General features: G+C 62.7%; 23 protein-coding genes. 13 read left to right on the top strand and 10 right to left on the bottom strand.

Going from position 1 to position 20,794, the window contains the following annotated elements; translation table 11 throughout:
• Positions 1 to 17 precede the first annotated feature (17 nt).
• The gene (locus V1293_RS05660) at positions 18 to 434 is read left to right on the top strand and encodes a septal ring lytic transglycosylase RlpA family protein (RefSeq protein WP_334507432.1); all 417 of its coding nucleotides are present in this window, start codon (positions 18 to 20) and stop codon (positions 432 to 434) included.
• A 950-nt stretch (positions 435 to 1,384) separates the two neighbouring features.
• On the opposite strand, the gene V1293_RS05665 is transcribed toward V1293_RS05660, so the two are convergent.
• A complete protein-coding gene (locus V1293_RS05665; RefSeq protein WP_334507434.1) occupies positions 1,385 to 1,732 on the bottom strand; it encodes a hypothetical protein in 348 nt (115 codons plus the stop codon).
• Positions 1,733 to 1,776: 44 nt separating this feature from the next.
• On the bottom strand, positions 1,777 to 2,022 hold the full coding sequence (locus V1293_RS05670) for a hypothetical protein (RefSeq protein ID WP_334507435.1): 246 nt from the start codon (positions 2,020 to 2,022) through the stop codon (positions 1,777 to 1,779).
• 209 nt (positions 2,023 to 2,231) lie between these two features.
• Here V1293_RS05670 and V1293_RS05675 point away from each other — a divergent pair, with 209 nt between their 5' ends.
• Positions 2,232 to 2,429 carry a hypothetical protein gene (locus tag V1293_RS05675; RefSeq protein ID WP_334507436.1) on the top strand — a complete coding sequence of 66 codons (198 nt, stop codon included), beginning with the start codon at positions 2,232 to 2,234 and terminating at the stop codon, positions 2,427 to 2,429.
• Positions 2,430 to 2,602: 173 nt separating this feature from the next.
• Here V1293_RS05675 and V1293_RS05680 read toward each other — a convergent pair whose 3' ends face one another.
• Positions 2,603 to 2,791, bottom strand: a complete 189-nt coding sequence (locus V1293_RS05680) for a hypothetical protein (protein ID WP_334507438.1) — start codon at positions 2,789 to 2,791, stop codon at positions 2,603 to 2,605.
• Positions 2,792 to 2,916: 125 nt separating this feature from the next.
• Between V1293_RS05680 and V1293_RS05685 the strand changes: the two genes are divergently transcribed.
• Positions 2,917 to 3,270: a DUF6481 family protein gene (locus V1293_RS05685; RefSeq protein WP_334507440.1), complete on the top strand. Its 354-nt coding sequence runs from the start codon at positions 2,917 to 2,919 to the stop codon at positions 3,268 to 3,270.
• A 218-nt stretch (positions 3,271 to 3,488) separates the two neighbouring features.
• Here the strand turns inward: V1293_RS05685 and V1293_RS05690 are convergent, their stop codons facing one another.
• A complete protein-coding gene (locus tag V1293_RS05690; RefSeq protein WP_334516631.1) occupies positions 3,489 to 3,728 on the bottom strand; it encodes a pentapeptide MXKDX repeat protein in 240 nt (79 codons plus the stop codon).
• Between the two features lie 406 nt (positions 3,729 to 4,134).
• On the opposite strand from V1293_RS05690, the gene V1293_RS05695 reads away from it, so the two are divergent.
• Genes V1293_RS05695 through V1293_RS05705 form a run of 3 tightly spaced genes read left to right on the top strand, consistent with a single transcriptional unit; the run spans position 4,135 to position 7,063 of the window.
• Complete coding sequence (locus tag V1293_RS05695) at positions 4,135 to 5,157, top strand: TRAP transporter substrate-binding protein (protein WP_334507442.1); 1,023 nt, start codon at positions 4,135 to 4,137, stop codon at positions 5,155 to 5,157.
• Positions 5,154 to 5,708, top strand: coding sequence for a TRAP transporter small permease (locus tag V1293_RS05700; protein WP_334507443.1), 555 nt, complete (start codon positions 5,154 to 5,156; stop codon positions 5,706 to 5,708). Before V1293_RS05695 ends, V1293_RS05700 begins: the two co-directional genes overlap by 4 nt.
• Positions 5,705 to 7,063 carry a TRAP transporter large permease gene (locus V1293_RS05705; protein ID WP_334507444.1) on the top strand — a complete coding sequence of 453 codons (1,359 nt, stop codon included), beginning with the start codon at positions 5,705 to 5,707 and terminating at the stop codon, positions 7,061 to 7,063. Before V1293_RS05700 ends, V1293_RS05705 begins: the two co-directional genes overlap by 4 nt.
• 57 nt (positions 7,064 to 7,120) lie before the next feature.
• On the opposite strand, the gene V1293_RS05710 is transcribed toward V1293_RS05705, so the two are convergent.
• The gene (locus V1293_RS05710) at positions 7,121 to 7,810 is read right to left on the bottom strand and encodes a GntR family transcriptional regulator (protein WP_334507446.1); all 690 of its coding nucleotides are present in this window, start codon (positions 7,808 to 7,810) and stop codon (positions 7,121 to 7,123) included.
• A 174-nt stretch (positions 7,811 to 7,984) separates the two neighbouring features.
• Between V1293_RS05710 and V1293_RS05715 the strand changes: the two genes are divergently transcribed.
• From V1293_RS05715 to V1293_RS05730, 4 genes are all read left to right on the top strand, one after another.
• On the top strand, positions 7,985 to 8,608 hold the full coding sequence (locus V1293_RS05715) for a TRAP transporter small permease (protein WP_334507448.1): 624 nt from the start codon (positions 7,985 to 7,987) through the stop codon (positions 8,606 to 8,608).
• On the top strand, positions 8,608 to 9,873 hold the full coding sequence (locus tag V1293_RS05720) for a TRAP transporter large permease (protein WP_334507450.1): 1,266 nt from the start codon (positions 8,608 to 8,610) through the stop codon (positions 9,871 to 9,873). The genes V1293_RS05715 and V1293_RS05720 overlap by 1 nt, the downstream gene beginning before the upstream one ends.
• 27 nt (positions 9,874 to 9,900) lie before the next feature.
• A complete protein-coding gene (locus V1293_RS05725) occupies positions 9,901 to 10,884 on the top strand; it encodes a TRAP transporter substrate-binding protein (protein WP_334507452.1) in 984 nt (327 codons plus the stop codon).
• Positions 10,885 to 10,959: 75 nt separating this feature from the next.
• Entirely contained in the window at positions 10,960 to 11,886 is a 927-nt protein-coding gene (locus V1293_RS05730; protein ID WP_334507454.1) for a dihydrodipicolinate synthase family protein, read from the top strand.
• A 5-nt stretch (positions 11,887 to 11,891) separates the two neighbouring features.
• Here V1293_RS05730 and V1293_RS05735 read toward each other — a convergent pair whose 3' ends face one another.
• From V1293_RS05735 to V1293_RS05750, 4 genes are all read right to left on the bottom strand, one after another.
• On the bottom strand, positions 11,892 to 12,800 hold the full coding sequence (locus V1293_RS05735; RefSeq protein WP_334507455.1) for a hydroxymethylglutaryl-CoA lyase: 909 nt from the start codon (positions 12,798 to 12,800) through the stop codon (positions 11,892 to 11,894).
• A complete protein-coding gene (locus V1293_RS05740; RefSeq protein WP_334507457.1) occupies positions 12,797 to 14,806 on the bottom strand; it encodes an acetyl/propionyl/methylcrotonyl-CoA carboxylase subunit alpha in 2,010 nt (669 codons plus the stop codon). The genes V1293_RS05735 and V1293_RS05740 overlap by 4 nt, the downstream gene beginning before the upstream one ends.
• 2 nt (positions 14,807 to 14,808) lie before the next feature.
• Positions 14,809 to 16,413: a carboxyl transferase domain-containing protein gene (locus V1293_RS05745; protein WP_334507459.1), complete on the bottom strand. Its 1,605-nt coding sequence runs from the start codon at positions 16,411 to 16,413 to the stop codon at positions 14,809 to 14,811.
• A 109-nt stretch (positions 16,414 to 16,522) separates the two neighbouring features.
• The gene (locus tag V1293_RS05750; protein ID WP_334507461.1) at positions 16,523 to 17,695 is read right to left on the bottom strand and encodes an isovaleryl-CoA dehydrogenase; all 1,173 of its coding nucleotides are present in this window, start codon (positions 17,693 to 17,695) and stop codon (positions 16,523 to 16,525) included.
• 183 nt (positions 17,696 to 17,878) lie between these two features.
• Here V1293_RS05750 and V1293_RS05755 point away from each other — a divergent pair, with 183 nt between their 5' ends.
• Positions 17,879 to 18,544, top strand: coding sequence for a TetR/AcrR family transcriptional regulator (locus V1293_RS05755; protein WP_334507463.1), 666 nt, complete (start codon positions 17,879 to 17,881; stop codon positions 18,542 to 18,544).
• A 21-nt stretch (positions 18,545 to 18,565) separates the two neighbouring features.
• Complete coding sequence (locus V1293_RS05760) at positions 18,566 to 19,057, top strand: Lrp/AsnC family transcriptional regulator (protein ID WP_334507464.1); 492 nt, start codon at positions 18,566 to 18,568, stop codon at positions 19,055 to 19,057.
• 51 nt (positions 19,058 to 19,108) lie between these two features.
• On the opposite strand, the gene V1293_RS05765 is transcribed toward V1293_RS05760, so the two are convergent.
• Positions 19,109 to 19,414, bottom strand: a complete 306-nt coding sequence (locus V1293_RS05765) for an ETC complex I subunit (RefSeq protein WP_334507465.1) — start codon at positions 19,412 to 19,414, stop codon at positions 19,109 to 19,111.
• A gap of 233 nt (positions 19,415 to 19,647) precedes the next feature.
• Between V1293_RS05765 and V1293_RS05770 the strand changes: the two genes are divergently transcribed.
• The gene (locus V1293_RS05770; protein ID WP_334507467.1) at positions 19,648 to 20,793 is read left to right on the top strand and encodes an OpgC domain-containing protein; all 1,146 of its coding nucleotides are present in this window, start codon (positions 19,648 to 19,650) and stop codon (positions 20,791 to 20,793) included.
• Position 20,794 lies beyond the last annotated feature (1 nt).

The following is a 20,794-nucleotide window of genomic DNA, read 5'->3' on the forward strand; positions in this document are numbered from 1 at the left end:
AACAGAATGTTGGCGTCATGGCAGGGTATCGCCACCGCAATGGCCGCGGTGCTTCCAGGCTGCCGTTTGCGGCGCTGGCGCTGGCGCTGACCTCGTCGCACGCATGCGCCGACACCTTTCAGGAAAAGTGGATGGGGCGGATCGCTCGGCCGCCTGCAGACGATCAGGAAGCCTCCGTCTACTGGGGGGACAGGTGGGACGCGCGCGGCAAGCGCTTCAAGGCCAACGAGGTCTCTTGCGCGCATCGCACCGAGGCGTTTGGCACCATCTTCGTCGTCACCAATCTCGAGAACGGCAAGAAGATCCGCTGCCCGGTGCAGGACCGCGGCCCGTTCGCACGCGGCCGGGTTCTCGACTTCTCGCTCGGCGCCGCGCGCCAGATCGGCTGCGATGGCTTGTGCCGCGTCACCGTGCGTCGCGCCGGTTACGAGTAGCAAGCGTATTCCAGCTTGCCCCCAGGCTGTAGCCTAAACTTGGCGGCTGCCGGGTGACAGCGTTCGCGCAAGAATCCGATAGTGAGGTGCCCACAATAGCCGAGCGCTCGTCTCCCTGGGGTAGTGAAGGGGCGGCGCCCGGCTATTCGGGCCGCGCGGCGGTGCGGCTTGATAAGGAACTCATTTTTAACTTAAAGAGAATTTAAAAGGCCATTGAATTATAACGATTTATAGCCGCAGTCGATTGGTGACGCTGGCATCCGGGGCTTTAGAGGAACCGAAAAAGGGGCAAAACGGGCCGAATGCTCCCTCGGGCCTGACTGGCGGCCCATTGCCGGCGTTGGGCCCTGGCACCCCTGCAGACCAAATGTCAGCATCGGTTTTCACGCACGCGAAGCCAAAAAGGGAAAGGGCGATGGGCGGGATCGGCCGCAAGATCATCTACGTCATGCTCGTGATTGTGGTGCTGCCGATCATCTGGCAATTTTCTCGGATCGCTTTGATCGTCGGCACGCAGGCCCAATGATCGCGTGCCGCATGGTGCTTTTCCGAGTGTGACTGTGCCGATGATGAGGGTCGAGCGGCAAAAAGCGACCCGGCCACCGCGATGATGCGATGAGGAGTAGACGAGGCCCGGAGTGCCTAGGAGTCCGGGCCTCGTGGCCTCCAGTGGTAGCATTCGTCGTGATGAACGAACGCCCTGCCCCCCGCTGCAAGCGACGTCGTTATAGATGCGCCGTGCTCGCGCAGCCAATCCGTATGAGTACGGTGCGGGACTCCTGTGCATATTCCCTGCGTGAGTCCCGTACGCGCGATCGCAACACTCTGCCCGGCCGCCATTGCGAGTTCGTAGATCCTGGGGGTGGCAGGTAGTCAGGGGTAAGTTGAGTTTGCGACCACCCACTCACCCAGAGGATCTACAAGGCCTGTGCAACGGCAAGCGCAGCGTTCTACCGCTTATCGAACGGAATATACTGATGATACTCTTTTGGCACCGAGTTCCGGTAGCGCGCGGGGACGGTGCCACGATCGAGCGAACGGTCGATCTCCTGCTGCCGGGTCATCCTGGCCGGCTTCTTTTTCTTCGGCGCTGCCTTCTCCTTTTCAGGAGCCGTGTTTTGAGCAGCCGTGTTTTCAGGAGCCTTGTTTTCAGGAGCCTTGGCTTCCGGCGCGGCAGTGGACGTTGCCGGTGGCGCGGTTCCGTCGCCCGGCGCACCCTGCGCCAGCGCGACGCCGGCCGGCAGGAATACCAGGGCCGCCGCCGACGCGGCCACCACAACACGCGACAGTTTTTGCATCGGAAGCTCCGGTTCTGGCCAGCGCCGTTTCCAGCCCGACCCTATTACGTCCGCAGCCGTCCGCACACCGGGATTTTGGCGACGCGGATGGGCATGGACTGGGTATGCTTGGCCCGGCTGCAGGTCGTGAAGACGAAGGCCAGCCTGCTGCACTGCCAGTCCGGACCGAGAGCGGCGCTGGCGGCTGGCTCGGGATAGGAGACGCCCATCACAACGAAGCCCATGAAGGCCAGCGCGACGATGGCGACGGCGAGGACGAGGTTCTTGCGGGTCCACCAATTATGGGGCATGGCGGTCGCTCCTGTTTGAGAAGCCCGGAAGATAGGGTCGTCCTCTGCCAGCTTGTGTGAACGGCTTCACAGTATAAAGATTTTTAATAGAGCCCTATCGGCGCAGGAATGGAGGTATGGAATGGGTATAACTTCCTCAAACCCGTTGCGCGCGAAGAGACCTTGATCGAGACTTGCTGTTCGGGGCGAGCGCGTGTGCGGGGCGTGCGATGGACAAGCAGGAAACGGGCTACGACTACATCAGGTACAAGCAATTGCTGGCGGAAGCGGTCGACGAGACCAGGCGGCGCGAGCTGATCGAGATCATGATCAGGGAAAATGCCCGCGACAGGCTGGAGGCGCAGCGGATCGCGGATCGGGTCGCGATGACGGCAATGACGGTCGCACGCGTTCTCGGCCCACGGTAGCCGTCGCGATCGCTTCTAGAGCATGATCCGGACCCGAGGGGCCGCGTTAGCGCAAAAGTGGGTGCCGGTTTTCCCACGCGCCAACCGCGGAACGCGTTTGCACGGAGATCACGCTCAAATCAAAGAGATGGAGTGAGACGACGATTCGAAGAAGCGTCATCTCGCTGCAGCGGTCACTTTTCCGAAGCGAGCATCGCCAGCGAGCCGACCAGGCCAATCAGCGCACAGGCGAGAAGCCCATATTGCAGGATCGCCAGCGCCCGGCTTGGGGCTTCGGTCGCCCCGTTGCCATCTCGTAGAGCAGCCAGGCCGAGGTAATCCCGCTCATCAGCATCAGTTTGGGCCATTTGCTGTTCACGCAAGTCTCCCCTGCTCTTCCGGCCCCCCTTCGACGCTGGTATTTTGCCGCGGGTTCACTTACCAAAGGCGCCATTCCGCGCGCCGCGCGCGCCCAACCCCCGAGAGTGAAAGCGACAAGGCCTCGTCTATGAGTGGATTCAAGGAACCGAGCTTCGCGGACCGCCAAAAGGCTGCGATGCAGGCGCGACAGGACATTTTGAACAAATTTCGCGCCAAGCCGGGACTCGACGATCCCGAGGTGAAGCGCCGCCAGGCCGAGCGCGAGGCCCAGGCGGCCGCGCGCGCCAAGGCAAGAGAGGCCAAGGAAGCGGCAAAGGCGGAACAGAAACGCCTTGAGGCCGAGGCCGCCGCGGTGGAGGCCGCCAGGATCGCGCGTGAGAAGGAAGAAGAGGCCGCCAGGCAGGCGGCGCTGGAGGCCGAGCAGAAGGCCAAGCGCGACGCGCGTTACGCCGCGCGCAAAGGCAAGGGCAAGAAGAAGTAGGCAAGAGAGAGCGGGCAAGATGCGCGCCGCCGTCTCTTGCCGATGAGGGATCAAGCCTTCCCGTCATTCCGGGCTGGTGCGAGAGCGCCAGACCCAGATGCCTCCAGACCCCCGATGCATAATGGCGCATTGGGGAATCTTGAACCTCCGGAGCCGATGTTAAGCATCACTCGCTTGCGCAAACGCTTTGCGTTTGTCGCAGGGAATGACGGTGCGGCTCAGTTCTTTTTCATGCCGTCGTCTTTTTTCATGCCGTCTTTCATCATGCCATCGTGCTTCATGCCGTCCTTCTTCATCATGCCGTCGTCTTTCTTCATCGCGTCCTTGGACATCGATTCCTTCTTCATGCCGTCGTCCTTGCCCATCTTGTCCTGAGCGAAGACGGCGGGCGCGAACGCAAGGCCGAGCGAAACGAGCGCGGCAGACAGGCCGAGGCCGATACGGGTCGTGATGGTCATGGGGTGGTCGTCCTTTGGGTTTAAGTTGGCTTCTCGAAAGCGACGTCTGCCGCTTCCCCCAACGACGATGCTGCGGCCGGGTTTGTTACCAGCCACACCCCAAAGTTCTTCCCTGGTCACGGATAGTTGAAACGGGCAAATTGATGGCGACTAACGCTCCGCGAGTGTGCAGGTTGGACGTATTATTGTCGGAGTCTTCTGCGAACGGCTGTTCCCGGGGTGTGCGCCGCAGCGATATCAGGTTTTGGTCTCAGGACCGGAATCTGGGCTTGCCGCCACGGGCCGCCTCGACCTATCACACAGCCTCGAACTATCAGACTAGAGATACTTCGGACGAAGACCGGCTAACATGGGCTGAAGCCGGTCGGGATCGCCGACCCAAGAACCAATTGCAGGGGGATAAACCATGCTCACACGCCGTCATGTCATCGCATCCGCACTTGCCGCGCCCGCCGTCCTTCGTTTCGGCACCGGCACCGCCCATGCCGCCACGACACTGAAAATCTCGCACCAATTCCCAGGCGGCACCATCGACAAGGGTGATTTCCGCGACCGGCTCTGCCGCATGTTCGCCGCCGAAGTCACCAAGCGCTCCGGCGGCGAGATCGCCGCCGAGATCTATCCGAACTCCTCGCTGATCAAGACCAACGCGCAGTTCTCGGCGATGCGCAAAGGCGCGCTCGATATCAGCCTCTATCCGATGCCCTACGCCGGCGGTGAATTGCCGGAGACCAATATCGGCCTGATGCCGGGCCTGGTTGCGACCTACGATCAGGGCCTGCGCTGGAAAAAGGAGCCGGTCGGCAAGGCGCTGACCGACTTCCTCGCCGACAAGGGCATCATTCTGCTGACCTGGGTCTGGCAGGCCGGGGGCGTCGCCAGCCGTTCCAAGCCGATCGTCGCCCCCGAAGATGCCAAGGGGCTGAAGGTGCGCGGCGGCTCGCGCGAGATGGACATGGTGCTGCAGACCGCGGGCGCTGCCGTGCTGTCGGTGCCGTCGAACGAAATCTACGCCGCGATGCAGACCGGCGCCTGTGACGCCGGCATCACCTCCTCCACCAGCCTGATCTCGTTCCGCCTCGAAGAGGTCGCGAAGGCACTGACCTCGGGCGCCGGCGCCTCCTATTGGTTCATGTTGGAGCCGCTGATGATGTCGAAGGCAATCTTCGACAAGCTGCCCAAGAACCAGCAGGACATCATCCTGTCCGTCGGCAGCGAACTGGAAGCGTTCGGCCGCAAGGGCGCGCAGGACGACGATATCGAGGTCGCCAAGGTTTATGAGAAGGCCGGCGCCAAGGTCAGTAAGCTCGACGTGGCGACCGTCAACAAGTGGCGGGATATTGCGCGCGATACCGCCTGGAAGGACTACAGCGCCAAGACGGCGACCTCAGCCAATTTGCTGAAGCTTGCAAGCGACGTCGCCGCATGATGCATGGTCCGCTTCCGGATCAACAAGACCATTCCGAGGCCGTCACGGGCAATCCGCTCGTGGCGGCGCTCGGCCAGGCGCTGGCGCTGTGCAACAACGTCATCGTGGTCTTCGCCGCCGTCGCGCTGATCGCGGCCTGCGTGATCCTCAGTTACAGCGTGCTCGGCCGCGCCCTCTTCCACAGCGCCAATTACTGGCAGGACGAAGCCGCGGTGTTTCTGCTCGTCGGCGCCACCTTCATGACCGCTGCCTATGTGCAGGGCCAGCGCGGCCATATCGGCATCGAGGCCTTTGTCGGGCTGATGTCGCCGCTCGCCAACCGCATCCGGCTGTGGCTGGTCGATGTGGCAAGCCTCTTGTTCTGCGCCTTCTTTGCCTGGAAATCCTGGACGCTGGCGCATGAGGCTTACGTCGACGGCCAGGTGTCGAACTCGATGTGGTCGCCCCCGCTTGCGATCCCCTACGTGCTGATGGCGTCAGGCATGACGCTGTTGTGCCTTCAAATCCTGTTGCAGATCATTATTCCCTTTGCCGGTGCTTCACGTCGATGAGCGTTCTTGGAATTGGTATCAGTTACGGCGTTGCGACCTTGCTTGCGATGTTTTCCGGCATGCCCATCGCGTTTGCGCTGGGCGCGGTCGCCGTCGCCTTCATGGCCATCTACATGCCGACGGCCTCCCTCGATACGGTCACGCAGAACGTCTACGAGGAAATGGCTTCGATCACGCTGCTGTCGATCCCGCTGTTCATCCTCAAGGGGGCGGCGATCGGCAAATCCCGCGCCGGCCAGGATCTCTATTCGGCGCTGCATGCCTGGCTGCATCGCGTGCCCGGCGGCCTCGGCGTCGCCAACGTCTTCGCCTGCGCGCTGTTTGCGGCGATGGCGGGCTCCTCGCCGGCGACCTGCTCGGCGATCGGTTCGGCCGGCATCCCCGAGATGCGCAAGCGCGGCTATTCCGGCGGCTTTGCCGCCGGCATCATCGCCGCCGGCGGCACCCTCGGCATTCTGCTGCCGCCGTCCATCACCATGATCCTGTTCGCGGTCGCCGCGGAGAAATCGCTGGGCCGGCTGTTCCTCGCCGGCATCGGCCCGGGGCTGTTGCTGGTGACGCTGTTCGGCATCTACGCGGTATTCCGCTTCCGCAAGGAATATGCGGTGGCGAAGACACTCTACGAAAAGACCGGAACGGAATCCGCAATACTGCAGCGCGACGAGTTCACGATGGCCGAGCGCTTCACCATGCTGCCGCGGGTGATCCCGTTCGTGCTGCTGCTCACCGGCGTGATGATCGCACTCTACGGCGGCTACGCGACGCCATCGGAAACCGCAGGGCTTGGCGGCCTGCTCGCGCTGGTGCTGATCGCGGTGATCTACAGCGTTTGGCGGCCGAGCGATCTGTCGCCGATCCTGAAATCCACCATCCGCGAATCCACCATGCTGATGATGATCATCGGCATGTCGCTACTCTATTCCTACGTGATGAGCTATCTGCACATCTCGCAATCGGCGGCCGAAGCCATCGTCGCCATGCATCTGCCGCGCTGGGAATTGCTGGCCGCCATCCTGCTGATGGTGGTGGTGCTCGGCTTCTTCCTGCCCCCGGTGTCGATCATCCTGATGACCGCGCCGATCATCCTGCCGCCGCTGCGCGCCGCCAATTTCGACATCATCTGGTTCGGCGTGGTCATGACCATCGTGATGGAGATGGGGCTGATCCATCCACCGGTCGGGTTGAACATCTTCGTCATCCGCAACGTCGCACCCGATATTCCCCTGAGCGAGGTAATCTGGGGCACCCTGCCCTTCGTGCTGCTGATGATGCTGGCGGTGCTGCTGCTGTGCTTCTTCCCGGGGATTTCGACCTGGCTGCCGGACCTGGTGATGGGCTCGGACGGGGGACGGTGAGATGGGCGAATGGTAGCGAATGGCGAATAGACGCCTCTACTCGCTACTCGCCATTCGCTATTCGCCGCTTCGGCCGGAACGCGGCACCATCGATCCGCCACCCACGACCTGCAGCAGGTCGGTCCGCACCGCCTCGATATGCTGCTCCAGAAACCGGCAAGCCTCATCGATCTGCTTGGCCCGGCATAGCGCGATCAGATGGGCGTGTTCTTTTTCGGCCGTCCCCATCGCCTTGGTATTGGAGAGCTGCAGGCGCGTGTAGCGGTCGCTGGTCTGCAGCAACGCGATGACGATCGCCTTGGTGCGCGGCCGCCGTGCGTGAACGTACAGCGCCATATGAAAATCGGCATTGAGCTGGCCCCACTCACTAACGTTGCCCGCCTTGATCGCCTTCTCGAAACGCTTCTGGATGTCGTCCAGCCCGGCAAAGTCTTGTTCCGTAAAGTGCGGCGCCGACTGCGCCAAAAGCCGCGGCTCCATGATCCCGCGCAGATCGAACACGTCGTTGATTTCGTCCAGCGACAACTCCGAGACGATTGCACCCTTTTGCGGGACGATACGCACCAGCCCTTCGGCCTCGAGCTGAAACAGCGCTTCGCGCACGGGAATGCGGCTCACGCCATAGGCATCGCCCAGCGCGTCCTGCCGAAGCTGCGAGCCGGCAGGATAAGTCCCGTCGAGAATCGACTGCCGGAGCTGATCGACGATCGCAGCCGACAGCGTCCGGTGCTTCAGAGGGCCCTTCATTTGATCTTCCGTCGTCATGGCCGGCCTTTCCGATCGAGGCGGCCCCAATTTCGCATGTTGAAGTGGTCCCGACCCAGCAAAAGCTAAGCGACCCCGCAAATCTCATTTGACAATATTGTATAAATTATACATTTTTGAAGTGCACGATAAATCTCAGGGGTAGCGGGGCTCTTTATGATCGAGCAGACGATTGCGGATGCGCCGGCGCTCAGCGCCCGGCGGATCGTTGTCAATGCTTCTAGCCTCCTGCTCGCTTTTGAGCGCATCGCCTTGATGGGCTTGATGTATCTGCTGACGGCCTTGATCCTGGTGAACGTCGTCACCCGCTATTCGCACTTCCCGATCTACTGGATCGACGAATCGGCCGTTTATTGCGTGGTCTGGCTGACCTTCATCGGCGCCTCCGCCATGACGCGGCTGCGGCTCGATTTCGCGGTCACCATGATGACCGAGCGCCTCTCGGCGCGGAATCAGAAGATCGCGAAGGTGATCGCGACGGGCATGGTCGTGGTGTTCGGCGTAGCCCTGATCGCCACCTGCTTCCTCTGGATGGATCCGATCGGTCTCGCCCGCGCCGGCTTCGATGCGCGCAAGCTCGCCGCCGAGACCTTCAACTTTCTCTACACCGAGCGCACGCAGACGCTGAACTGGCCGACCTGGGCCGTCTACCTGACGCTGCCGATCTTCGCGGTGTCGATGACCGTTCACGGGCTGGCTAACCTGCTGGAGGATCTCGAACTGGTCCCGCGAACCCCGCCGAAGGGCTTTCAGCTCTCCGAACTCGACGGGGTCAACTGATGCTCACCTCGGCCGCCTTTATCGCGATCATGCTGGTCGGGGTGCCGATCGGGTTGTGTCTTTGCCTTGCCGGCTTCGTCTACATCATCGCATCGGGCAATCCGGTGCTGTTCCAGTCCTACCCGCTGCAGCTGTTCGGCGGCGTCGACAGCTACGGCCTGATCGCCATACCGCTGTTCATCCTGATCGGCGAGATCATGAATGGCGGCGGCATTACGCGGCGCATCGTCGACATGGCGATGGCGTTTGTCGGCTCGCTGAAGGGCGGGCTGGCCTACGTCAATATCCTCGCCAACATGTTCATCTCCTCCATCCTCGGCTCGGCAACCGCGCAAGTCGCGATCATGGCGCAGATCATGGTGCCGGAGATGGAAAAGAAGGGCTACGACAAGACTTTCGCCGCCGGCCTCACCGCCTATGGCGGCATGCTCGGGCCGATCATTCCGCCATCGGTGATGTTCGTCGTCTACAGCGTGCTGGCGCAGGTGTCGGTCAGCGACATGCTGATTGCCGGCATCGTGCCGGGCGTGATTCTGACCGCGATGTTCTGCGTGGTCATCGCGCTGATGGGATACGTCTACAACTATCCCAAGGCCGACTATCAGACGCCGCGGCAGCGGGTGGCGACGATCCTGCGGACGTCGCCGACCCTGCTGATCCCGATCGTGATCGTCGGCAGCATCCTGGGCGGCCTCGCCAACGCGACGGAGTCAGCCGCCGTCGGCGCGGTGGCGGCGGCGCTGGTCGGAAAATACTGGACCAAGGAGTTCAAGTTCTCGCAATTGCCGCAGATGATGCTGCGCGCCGGAATCTACTCGGCCATCGTGCTGTTCCTGGTTGCCGCGGCAGCCGTGTTCTCCTGGGTGCTGATCTTCGGCAAGGTGCCGCAGGAGACGGCTGGCTGGATCCAGTCGGTCGCCAAGGATCCGGTCAGCTTCATGCTGATCTGCAACGTGATCCTGCTGGTGATCGGCACGGTCATCGACGGCATTCCCGGCCTGATCATGACGGTGCCGATTCTGCTGCCGGTCGCGACCGACATCTATCACATCGATCCGCGCCAGTTCGGCGTCGTCGTGGTGATCAATCTGGTGCTTGGATTGCTGTCACCTCCGGTCGGTCTCTGCTTCTTCGTCGCCGCGGCTGTCACCGGGGCCAAGCCCGGAAAGATGTTCATGGTGACGCTGCCGTTCTTCGTCATCAGCTGCGTCCTGCTGGTGCTGCTCTCGCTCTATCCGTCCCTCTCCCTCGTCCTCATCAAGTAGCCCCCCAAACTCTTCAGGAGCCTTGCCATGTCCCTATCGCGTCGCCGCTTCCTTGCCGCCAGCGCAGCCGTGCCGCTGTTCGCGCCGTCGCTGGCGCTTGCCCAGGCCAAGGAATTTCGCCTTGGTCTGATCACGCCCAATGGCCATTCCTGGAACAAGGCGGCGCTGAAACTCGGCGACGATCTCAAGGCGGCCACCAACGGCCGCCTGACCATGACGGTGTTTCACTCCGGCCAGCTCGGCAATGAACCTGCGATGATGCAGCAATTGCAGTCCGGCGCGCTCGACATGGGCTTCATCCAGGCCGCCGAGCTTGGTTCGCGCGTGCCGCATATCGCCGCGATCAATGCGCCCTACATCGTACGCTCGACGCCGTCGGTCGCGAAATTCGTCCGCCATCCCGCAGCCATCAAGCTGTTCGACGTGCTGCCGCAGGAAACCGGAACGATCGGATTGGGCTGGGGCATCACCGGCATGCGCGCGGTCTTCTCGTCGAAAGACCTGACGAGCCTTGCCGACATCAAGGGCATGAAGCTGCGCATCAACCCGACGCCGGTCTATCGCGATTTTTATTCGTCGCTCGGCGCGGCGCCGACGCCGATCCCGACGCCCCAGGTGTTCGACGCCATGGCGAACGGCCAGGTCGATGGCCTCGAGGCGGATCTGGAATTTTCCTGGAACCAGCGCTTCGACAAGGTTTCAAAAGTCATCCTGCAGATGAATGCTGTCTTCATGCCGATGGCAGCCGTCGTCTCCGGCCGCGTCTGGCAGTCGTTGCCGGCGGCCGACCGGGAGCTGATCGCCAAGACCGTCAAGTCGACGCTCGACGCACAGATCGACGAACTGGCCGGCAACGAACCCAAGCTGGTCGAGAACTTCAAGAACGCGCCGATCCCGATCCGCCAGGTCGACGCCAAGGATACCGAGGCGGTCATCGCCGAGTTCGACAAGCTCTGGCTGCCCAAGGCACCCGTACTCGCCGAGCTGCGCAAGGTCGGCGCGACGCTCTGATCTCATCCAACGTTTTCAAGCCAAAGCCCGGCCGATTCGACCATCCGCCGGCACAATTCCAATCGGAGCCAAACAATGAGCCCACGCATTTCCTGGGAAGGCGTCTTCCCGGCCGTTACCACGCAATTCAATGACGATCTGTCGCTCAATATCGACGCAACGGCGAGGGTCATGGACGGCCTGATCCGCGACGGCGTTTCAGGACTGATCGTCTGCGGCTCCGTCGGCGAGAACACCTCGCTGGAGCGCAAGGAAAAGATCGCCATCATGGAGACGGCCAAGTCGGTCTCGGCCGGCCGGGTGCCCGTGCTATGCGGCATCGCCGAGTTCACCACCGCCTTCGCCGTCGAGACCGCCAAGGAAGCCGCCCGCGTCGGCATCGACGGCGTGATGGTGATGCCCGCACTGGTCTATTCGTCCAAGCCGCACGAAACCGCCGCGCACTTCCGCTCGGTTGCCAGCGCGACTGATTTGCCCGTGATGCTTTACAACAATCCGCCGATCTACAAGAATGACGTGACGCCGGACATTCTCGCGACGCTTGCCGACGTCGAAACCGTCGTCTGCTTCAAGGATTCCTCCGGCGACACGCGGCGCTTCATCGACACCCGCAACATGGTCGGCGATCGCTTCGTCCTGTTCGCCGGCCTCGACGACGTCATTGTCGAGAGCGTCGCCATGGGCGCCGTCGGCTGGGTGTCCGGCATGTCGAATGCCTTCCCGCGCGAGGGGGAGACCCTCTTCCGTCTCGCCAAGGCGGGACGCTATGCCGAAGCCATGCCGCTGTACGAATGGTTCATGCCGCTCTTGCACCTCGATGCCCGTCCGGATCTCGTCCAGTGCATCAAGCTTTGCGAGCACATCATGGGCCGCGGCACCGCCCTGACCCGTCCGCCGCGCCTTGCGCTGCTGCCAAACGAGAAGGCAGAGGTGGAAGCCATGATGGCCAAGGCGCTGAAGAACCGGCCGCTGCTGCCGAACGTTGGCCTCAAGGCCGCGTAAGCGGCCTACTTCGCGGCCCGCATCTTCGCGTTCAACGCTGCCGCCACGCGGCTGACCGGCGGCCGGCCGATCAGGCCGCTCACGACATTGGTGGCCGCGACCAGTTTTGCCATATCGACGCCGGTCGCGACGCCCAAGCCTTCGAGCATGTAGACTACATCCTCGGTTGCGACGTTCCCCGTCGCGCCGGGGGCGTAGGGGCAGCCGCCGAGGCCGCCGGCGGCTGAATCGATCACGCGGCAACCCTCCTCCATCCCGGCATAGAGATTGGCGAGTGCCTGGCCGTAGGTGTCGTGGAAGTGCATCGCCAGATTGGCCATTGGCACGTGGCCTGCCACTGCGCGCAAAAGCTGCCGCGCCTTCAACGGCGTGCCGACGCCGATGGTGTCGCCGAGCGAGATTTCGTAGCAGCCGAGGTCCCACAGCACCTTGGCGACATCGACCACCGCCTGCGGCTTGATCTCGCCCTCATAGGGGCAGCCGAGCACGGTGGAAATATAGCCGCGCACCCTGACGCCGTCGGCCCTGGCGCGGGCCAGCACCGGCTTGAACCGCTCGATCGATTCCGCGATCGAGCAATTGATATTGGCGCGCGAAAAACTTTCCGACGCCGCGGCAAATACCGCGATCAGTTTGGCGCCAGCGGCCTGTGAGGCCTCGTAGCCTTTCTCGTTCGGCACCAGCACCGGCAATTCGCAATTCGCCTGGTGGCTGACGCCGCGCAGCACCTCGGCCGATCCGACCATTTGCGGGATCGCTTTGGGTGACACGAACGCGCCGACCTCGACGGTGCGGAGGCCCGCAGCGATCAACGCCTCGATGAACGCGATCCGGTCGGCGACGCTGATCGGCGTCTTCTCGTTCTGCAGCCCGTCGCGCGGGCCGACTTCAACGATATGGACGCGATCGCTCATGACACCGCCGCAGGCTCAACTTCGGCGAGTTCGACACCTTCGCCAACGATATCGCCGACCTTGCACTTGATCTTCTTCAACACACCCGCGAAGGGCGCGCGCAAGGTCTGCTCCATCTTCATGACTTCCAGCGTCAGGATCGCCGCCCCCTTTTCCAGCGTTGCGCCCTCCTGGGCCAGCAGCGCCACCACGGTGCCGGGTAGCGGCGCCACAATCTTGTCTTCGCCGACCTGCTCCTCGGTCTCGCCGCCGAACGGATCAACCCAGTGCAGGTCGAAGCGGCCATGGCGGGTGCGCAAATAAAGCTCATGGCCCTCGATCACGGCAGTGACGCGCGATTTCATGCCGTCGATTGTCAGGTCGAAACCGCCGCCATCCGCAGGCGAGGTCGTGAAAACGAACCGGTGCTTGCCGATCGATATCGTCGACGCTCCATTGCCATATCGCAGCGTCACCTTGGTTTCGGCGCCCAGCCCCTGGCGGAACGAAAATACCCGCTGGCGCTGGCCCACCGGCATCCAGCCAAAAGTCTGCCACGGAGAATGCGCTTCCTTGCGCGCCGACTTCTGTTCGTCGTTCACGATGGCGGCCACCGCGGCGCAGAGCTCGAGATCGCCCAACGCGTGGGACGCTTCCGTCAGCTTCTTCAATTCGCGCTCGATGAAGCCGGTATCGATGGTGTTGGCGCGCACCTGCGGGTGCGTCACCAGCGCCGACAGGAACGGGATGTTGGTGACGATGCCGCGGACGTCAGTCTCTTCCAGCCCGCGGTTGAGCCGCTCGATCGCGGCCTGACGGGTCGGCGCCCAGGCGATCACTTTTGCCAGCATGGCGTCGTAATAGGGCGACACCGCATCGCCCTCGCGGTAGCCGGCATCGATCCGCAGGCCGTCGACGGCGTCCGGTGTGCGCCAGGTCTTGATCCGGCCCACCGAAGGCATGAAATTCTTCTGCGGATTTTCGGCGTAAACGCGCGCCTCGATGGCGTGGCCGTTCAGCCTGATCTCGTCCTGCTTAAGCGGCAGCTTCTCGCCGAACGCCACCCGCAACTGCCATTCAACGAGGTCGACGCCGGTAATCAGCTCGGTCACGGGATGCTCGACCTGCAGGCGGGTGTTCATTTCGATGAAGAACACCTCCTTGCCGTCGGAAACGAACTCGATGGTGCCGGCGCCGACATAGTTGACGGCACCAGCCGCCTTGCGCGCGGCGGCGCAGACCGCTTCGCGCTGCGCGGCATCAAGCGTCGGCGACGGCGCTTCCTCGATCACCTTCTGGTGCCGCCGCTGCAGCGTGCATTCGCGCTCCCAGAGCGAGAGCAGATTGCCATGGCTGTCGCCGATGATCTGCACTTCGATATGCCGCGGGTTTTGCACGAATTTTTCGATCAGCATCCGGTCGTCGCCGAATGCCGCCTTGGCCTCGCGCTTGGCGCTGACGATCGCCGCGGCAATCTCTCCGGCCGAATTGACCACGCGCATGCCGCGCCCGCCGCCGCCGGCGGAAGCCTTCACCAGCACGGGAAAGCCGATCTTGTCGGCGGCCTTCGCAAGCGTTGCCTCGTCCTGCGCCTCGCCGTGATAGCCCGGCACCAGCGGCACGCCGGCCTTTTCCATCAGCGCTTTCGAGCCCGATTTCGAGCCCATCGCGGTCATCATCGCGGCGGTCGGTCCGACGAATACCAGGCCGGCGTCGAGACACGCCTGTGCAAACTCGGCGTTCTCAGACAGAAAGCCGTAGCCGGGATGCACCGCCTCGGCGCCGGTCTGGCGCGCGGCTTCGATCACGCGTTCGATATTGAGATAGCTATCGCGCGCCCGCGCCGGCCCGAGCAATACGGCCTCATCGGCCATGGCGACGTGCATGGCGTCACGGTCGGATTCCGAATAGACGGCAACGGTGCGCAAGCCCATGGCGCGGGCCGAGCGGATCACGCGGCAGGCGATCTCGCCGCGGTTGGCGATCAGAAGGGTGCGAAAACGCCGGTAAAGTTTCGAGCGGTCCATCATCACATCCTGAACAGGCCGAATTTCGTCGGTTCGATCGGCGCATTCGCTGCTGCTGACAATCCAAGACCGAGCACCAGCCGCGTGTCGGCGGGATCGATCACGCCGTCGTCCCACAGCCGCGCGGTGGCGTAGTAGGGATTGCCCTGATGTTCATATTGCGCACGGATCGGCGCACGGAATTTTTCTTCCTCTTCCGCCGACCAGGTCTCGCCCTTGGCTTCGATATTGTCGCGGCGGACCTGGCTGAGCACCATCGAAGCCTGCTCGCCTCCCATCACCGAGATGCGGGCATTTGGCCACAACCAGAGAAAGCGCGGACTATAGGAGCGCCCGCACATGCCGTAATTGCCGGCGCCATAGGAGCCGCCGATCACGACGGTGAATTTCGGCACGCCGGCGGTCGCCACCGCCGTCACCAGCTTGGCGCCGTCGCGCGCGATGCCGCCGGCCTCGTATTTCTTGCCGACCATGAAGCCGGTGATGTTCTGCAAAAACACCAGCGGAATATTGCGCTGGCAGCACAGTTCGATGAAATGCGCGCCCTTCAAGGAACTCTCGCTGAACAGGATGCCGTTGTTGGCGATGATGCCGACAGGGTAGCCCCAGATATGGGCGAAGCCGCAGATCAGCGTAGTGCCGTAGAGCTTCTTGAACTCGTCAAACTCCGAGCCGTCGACGATCCGCGCAATGATATCATGGACGTCGAACGGCTTGCGGCCGTCGGCGGAGACCACGCCGTAGATTTCCTCGGCCGGAAATAGCGGCTCCCGCGGCTCGCGCGTGTTCAGCGCAGCCCGCGTCGGCTGTTTCAGCGTGGCGACGATGCGCCGGGCGATCCCGATCGCGTGCGCGTCGTTCTGCGCATAGTGATCGGTGACGCCGGAATGCCGGGAATGCACGTCCGCGCCGCCGAGTTCTTCGGCGGAAACCACCTCGCCCGTCGCGGCCTTCACCAGCGGCGGCCCGCCGAGGAAGATGGTGCCCTGGTTGCGCACGATGATGCTCTCGTCCGACATCGCCGGCACATAAGCGCCACCGGCGGTGCAGGAGCCCATCACGATCGCGATCTGTGGAATGCCCATGGAGGACATCTGTGCCTGGTTATAAAAGATGCGGCCGAAATGCCGCTCGTCCGGAAAGATCTCCTCCTGCATCGGCAGGAACGCGCCGCCGGAATCGACCATGTAGACGCAGGGCAGATTGTTCTGCCGCGCAATGTCCTGCGCCCGCAGATGCTTCTTCACGGTCATCGGATAATAGGTGCCGCCCTTGATGGTGGCGTCATTGGCGACGATGACGCATTCGCGCCCCGATATGCGCCCCACCCCGGTGATGACACTGGCGGAATGGACGTCGCCGCCATAGAGGCCGTTGGCGGCGAGCGGCGACAGTTCGAGAAAGGCGGTGCCGGGATCGACCAGCAGATCGACCCGCTCGCGCGCCAGCATCTTGCCGCGCGCCGTATGCCGCTTGCGGGAAGCCTCGCCGCCCCCGCCGGACACGACCTTGAGGTTCTCGCGCAGTTCAGCCACCAGGCCGCGCATCACGTCGGCGTTGCGGGCAAACTCGGACGACGTTGGATCGATGGTGGAATGAAGCGGCATGATCGACGTTTCTTTGGATGCTGGAGTGTCCTGGGTGGCTTCAAGGCGATCGGGACAGGGCACTCAAATGGATATCGTAGCCTGTACCATCTTGGCCTCGATGTGAAGTTCAGGCGGTCTTTTCAAACAGTTCCCGCCCGATCAGCATGCGGCGGATTTCGCTGGTGCCGGCGCCGATCTCGTAAAGTTTGGCGTCGCGCAGCAGCCGCCCGGTCGGATAGTCGTTGATATAGCCGTTGCCGCCCAAAAGCTGGATGGCGTCGAGCGCGCATTGGGTGGCCTTTTCCGCCGCATAGAGAATGGCGCCGGCAGCGTCCTCGCGCGTGGTCTCGCCGCGGTCGCAAGCCTTTGCCACCGCGTACACATAGGCGCGCGAGGCGTTCATCGTGGTGTACATGTCGGCGATCTTGCCCTGCACCAGTTGGAAGCTGCCGATCGGCTCGCCGAACTGCTTGCGCTCGTGCACGTAGGGCAGCACCACGTCCATGCAGGCCTGCATGATGCCGATCGGGCCCGCCGCCAGCACCGCGCGCTCATAATCGAGGCCGCTCATCAGCACATTGACGCCGCGGCCGACCTCGCTCAGCACGTTCTCCTCGGGCACCTCGCAATCCTCGAACACCAGTTCGCAGGTGTCGGAGCCGCGCATGCCGAGCTTGTCGAGCTTCTGCGCGGTGGAAAATCCTTTCATGCCCTTTTCGATGATGAAGGCGGTCATGCCGCGCGGGCCGGCGTTGGCGTCGGTTTTGGCATAGACCACCAGCGTATCGGCCTCCGGGCCGTTGGTGATCCACATCTTGTTGCCGTTGAGCACGAAGCGGTCGCCCTTCTTGTCGGCGCGGGTCTTCATCGAGACCACGTCGCTTCCAGCGCCGGGTTCGGACATCGCCAGCGAACCGACATGCTCGCCGGAGATCAGCTTTGGCAGGTATTTCCGCTTCTGCGCCTCGTTGCCGTTGCGGCGGATCTGGTTGACGCAGAGGTTGGAATGCGCGCCGTAGGACAGGCCGACCGCGGCCGAGGCCCGCGACATTTCTTCCAGTGCGATGCAGTGCTCGAGATAGCCGAGGCCAGACCCGCCATATTCCTCCTCGACGGTGATGCCGTGCAGGCCGAGCGCGCCGATCCTGGGCCAGAGATCCCTGGGGAACTGGTTGCTGCGGTCGATTTCGGCGGCGCGCGGCGCGATTTCGTTCTGCGAAAACGCATGTACCGTCTCGCGGATCGCATCCGCGGTCTCGCCGAGATCGAAGTTCAGAAGCAACGCCCTGTTTGAGGCCATCATCTCCCCCGGTGTCATTCTTGGAATTAAACGATCATACGTTTTTTTAACTTACCTGCAAGCGGAACCTATTAGAGCTCAGAGGAGGGGTACAGACGATTGAAACTACTATCATTTCGTGTCAGAGTTATACGATCGACCGCTCGTTTCCAGAGCGGCTAAATACCCACCCTCGGAGGCCCCATGGCGCGGACGATCGGCTCGCACGGCCCCACGACGATGGAGGCGATCCGCAAAGCCGGGCTGCGCCTGATCTTCGAGCACGGCTACGCGGCCATGAGCCTGCGCCAGCTCGCGGCCGAGGTCGGCATCCAGTCGGGCTCGCTTTACAATCATATCAGCACCAAGCAGGAATTGCTGTTCGAGCTGATACGCGACCACATCAACGAATTGCTGCGCCAGCTCGATCGCGCCCTGCAGGGGAAGCAGGGACCGGCCGACAAGCTCCGCGCTTTCGTCGCTTTCCACGTCAGCTACCACATGACCAGAAAGCGCGAAGTCTTCATCGCCAATTCCGAGTTGCGCAGCCTGGAGCCGAAGAATTACGAAGAGATCGTGGCGCTGCGCGGCGCCTATGAGCAGCGGCTGGCGGAAATTCTTGCCGAGGGCGTCGCCGAAGGTGAATTCGAGGTCGTGGATGTCCAGGTGGCGACATTCGCGATCCTAGCCCTGTTGACCGGCCTCACCACCTGGTACCGGCCCGGCGGGCGGCTCACCAAGGAGGCGATCGTCGCCGCCCACGAAAAGCTGGTGCTGTCGAGCGTCGCCCCCGGCGCAACACCCAACCGGGCTCAAGCCAAACGCGCGGCCTCCCCTGACGTCGCCACGCCCGGCAGGCTGGAGCGTTGATGAGATGCCCAGGAGGAGCCTATGACGGAACGCCAGCCCCTCGACGACATCGACCTGAAGATACTGTCCGAGTTGCAGAGGGATGGGCGCATCCGCAACAACGAGCTGGCTGAGCGGGTCGGCCTTTCGGAGCCTCCGTGCCGGCGGCGCGTTCGCGCGCTCCGCGAGCGCGGCTATGTCAGCGCCATCAGGGCCACGCTCGACGAAACGCTGCTTGGCTACGAAGTCATTTCCTTTGTCCTGATCCAGTTACAGAGCCAAGCCCAGGCCCCGCTGCAGGCGTTCGAAAGATCGATCGCGGCGGTGCCGCTGGTCCTGCAGTCCTGGCGGATTTCGGGCGATGCCGACTATCTGCTCAAATGCGTGGCGCGAAACGTCGAGGGCATGCACCAGCAGCTTCTGCAGTTTGCTGCCATGCCTGAGGTCCGCAACATCAAAACCTTCCCGGTGCTTGGCGTCGCCAAGGACGCGCCGCTGCCGTTATCGAGCGATCCGGCCGCCCCGGTGCGGTAGCCCTCGCCCGCAACTCCCCGCGTCGAGCGGCTGGAAAGCACGCCGGTTAGGCTAGTGGGTCCAGGGCTCGACGCGCTTGAAGGCAAAATTGTCGGCGTAGGCTACCGACCGCTGCACCGAATCCTTGGGCTCGATCACCTGATAGGCAATGCCCTTGCGCTCGCAATAGGCGATCGCGTCTTCCTTGGTGTCGAACTGCAGGGTGAGCTGCTGCTTCATGTCGCCCGACGAGGTCCAGCCCATCAGCGGCTCGACCGCCCGGGGCTGCTCGGGCTCATAATCAAGCTGCCATTCCCGGGTCTTGGCCCTGCCCGATTGCATCGCGTTTTTGGCGGGCTTAAAAATGCGTGCAGTCATGGATGGTTGGATCCTCAAGCGATATGCGACATGGTAGCGGTTGGTGGAAACGGCCGGGATAGTATAGATACACCTTTCAGGAAATTTGATCGGTGATTCCGTAAAACCCGAATGTACCATTTCCGTACCGGTATAGTCATTATGCCGTACTGTGACAATCTAGGGCTATCCGGCGCCCGGGACCCCGCCTTGCGGCGCCATCTTCCCGAAAGTCTCACTGCGAAGCGGCATCCATGAAAATCAACGCCACCCTGCCCGACAAAGGACGCGATCTCCGGCTCGACCTGTTTCGCGGGGTTGCGAACTGGGCGATCTATCTGGACCACATCCCCGACAACGTCGTGAACTGGATCACCACCCGCAATTACGGGTTCAGCGACGCCGCCGACCTGTTCGTTTTCATTTCCGGGTATACCGCCTCTTTCGTCTATGCCCGGATGATGCTGGAACGCGGCTTCATCGTCGGCGCCACGCGGCTGACCAAGCGGGTCTGGCAGCTCTATGTCGCCCACATCATCCTGTTCGTGATCTATATCGCCTCGATCAGCTATCTGGCGCTGCGCTTCGGCGATTCCGAGCTGGTCAACGAGTTCAACGTCGTCGGCCTGGTCGACAACGCAACCGAAACGCTGCGGCAGGGTCTGTTCCTGAAGTTCAAGCCGGTCAACCTCGACGTGCTGCCGCTCTACATCGTGCTGATGGGACTGTTCCCGCCGGTATTGTGGATCATGCTGCGCCAACCCAACTGGACCATGCTGGCCGCCATCGCGCTGTGGCTGGTGTCGCGGCAGACCGGCTGGAACCTGCCCGCGTACCCGCAGGGTACCTGGTACTTCAACCCGTTCGCCTGGCAGGTGCTCTTCGTGTTCGGCGCATGGTGCGCGCTCGGCGGCGCACGGAAGAATCTGGCCATCATCAACGCGCCGGCCACGCTGTATTTCTGTATCGCCTACATGGTCCTGGCGCTGGTCATGACCATGGCCGGCAAGTTTCCGGCGTTCGGCGAGATGTTCCCGCAGTGGCTGTATTCGACGTTCAACCCGAACGACAAGACCAACCTCGCGCCCTATCGCTTCCTGCACTTCGTGGTGATCGTGATCCTGGTCATCCGTTTCGTGCCAAAGGAATGGCCGGGCCTGGAGTGGAGGATCTTCGATCCGCTGATCGTCTGCGGTCAGCAATCACTGGCCGTGTTCTGCGTCGGCGTGTTCCTGTCGTTCGTCGGGCATTTCGAACTGTCGATGAGCTCGGGCTCGCTGTTCGCGCAGATCTTCGTCAGCGTGACCGGCATCGCGATCATGACCATCGTCGCCTACTACATTTCCTGGTCGAAGCGTCAGGACAAGCCGATCAAGCCGCCGGCGCCGAAAGCCGCCTGAG

Origin of the sequence: Bradyrhizobium sp. AZCC 1693 (assembly GCF_036924745.1) — a bacterium.
Taxonomy (GTDB): domain Bacteria; phylum Pseudomonadota; class Alphaproteobacteria; order Rhizobiales; family Xanthobacteraceae; genus Bradyrhizobium.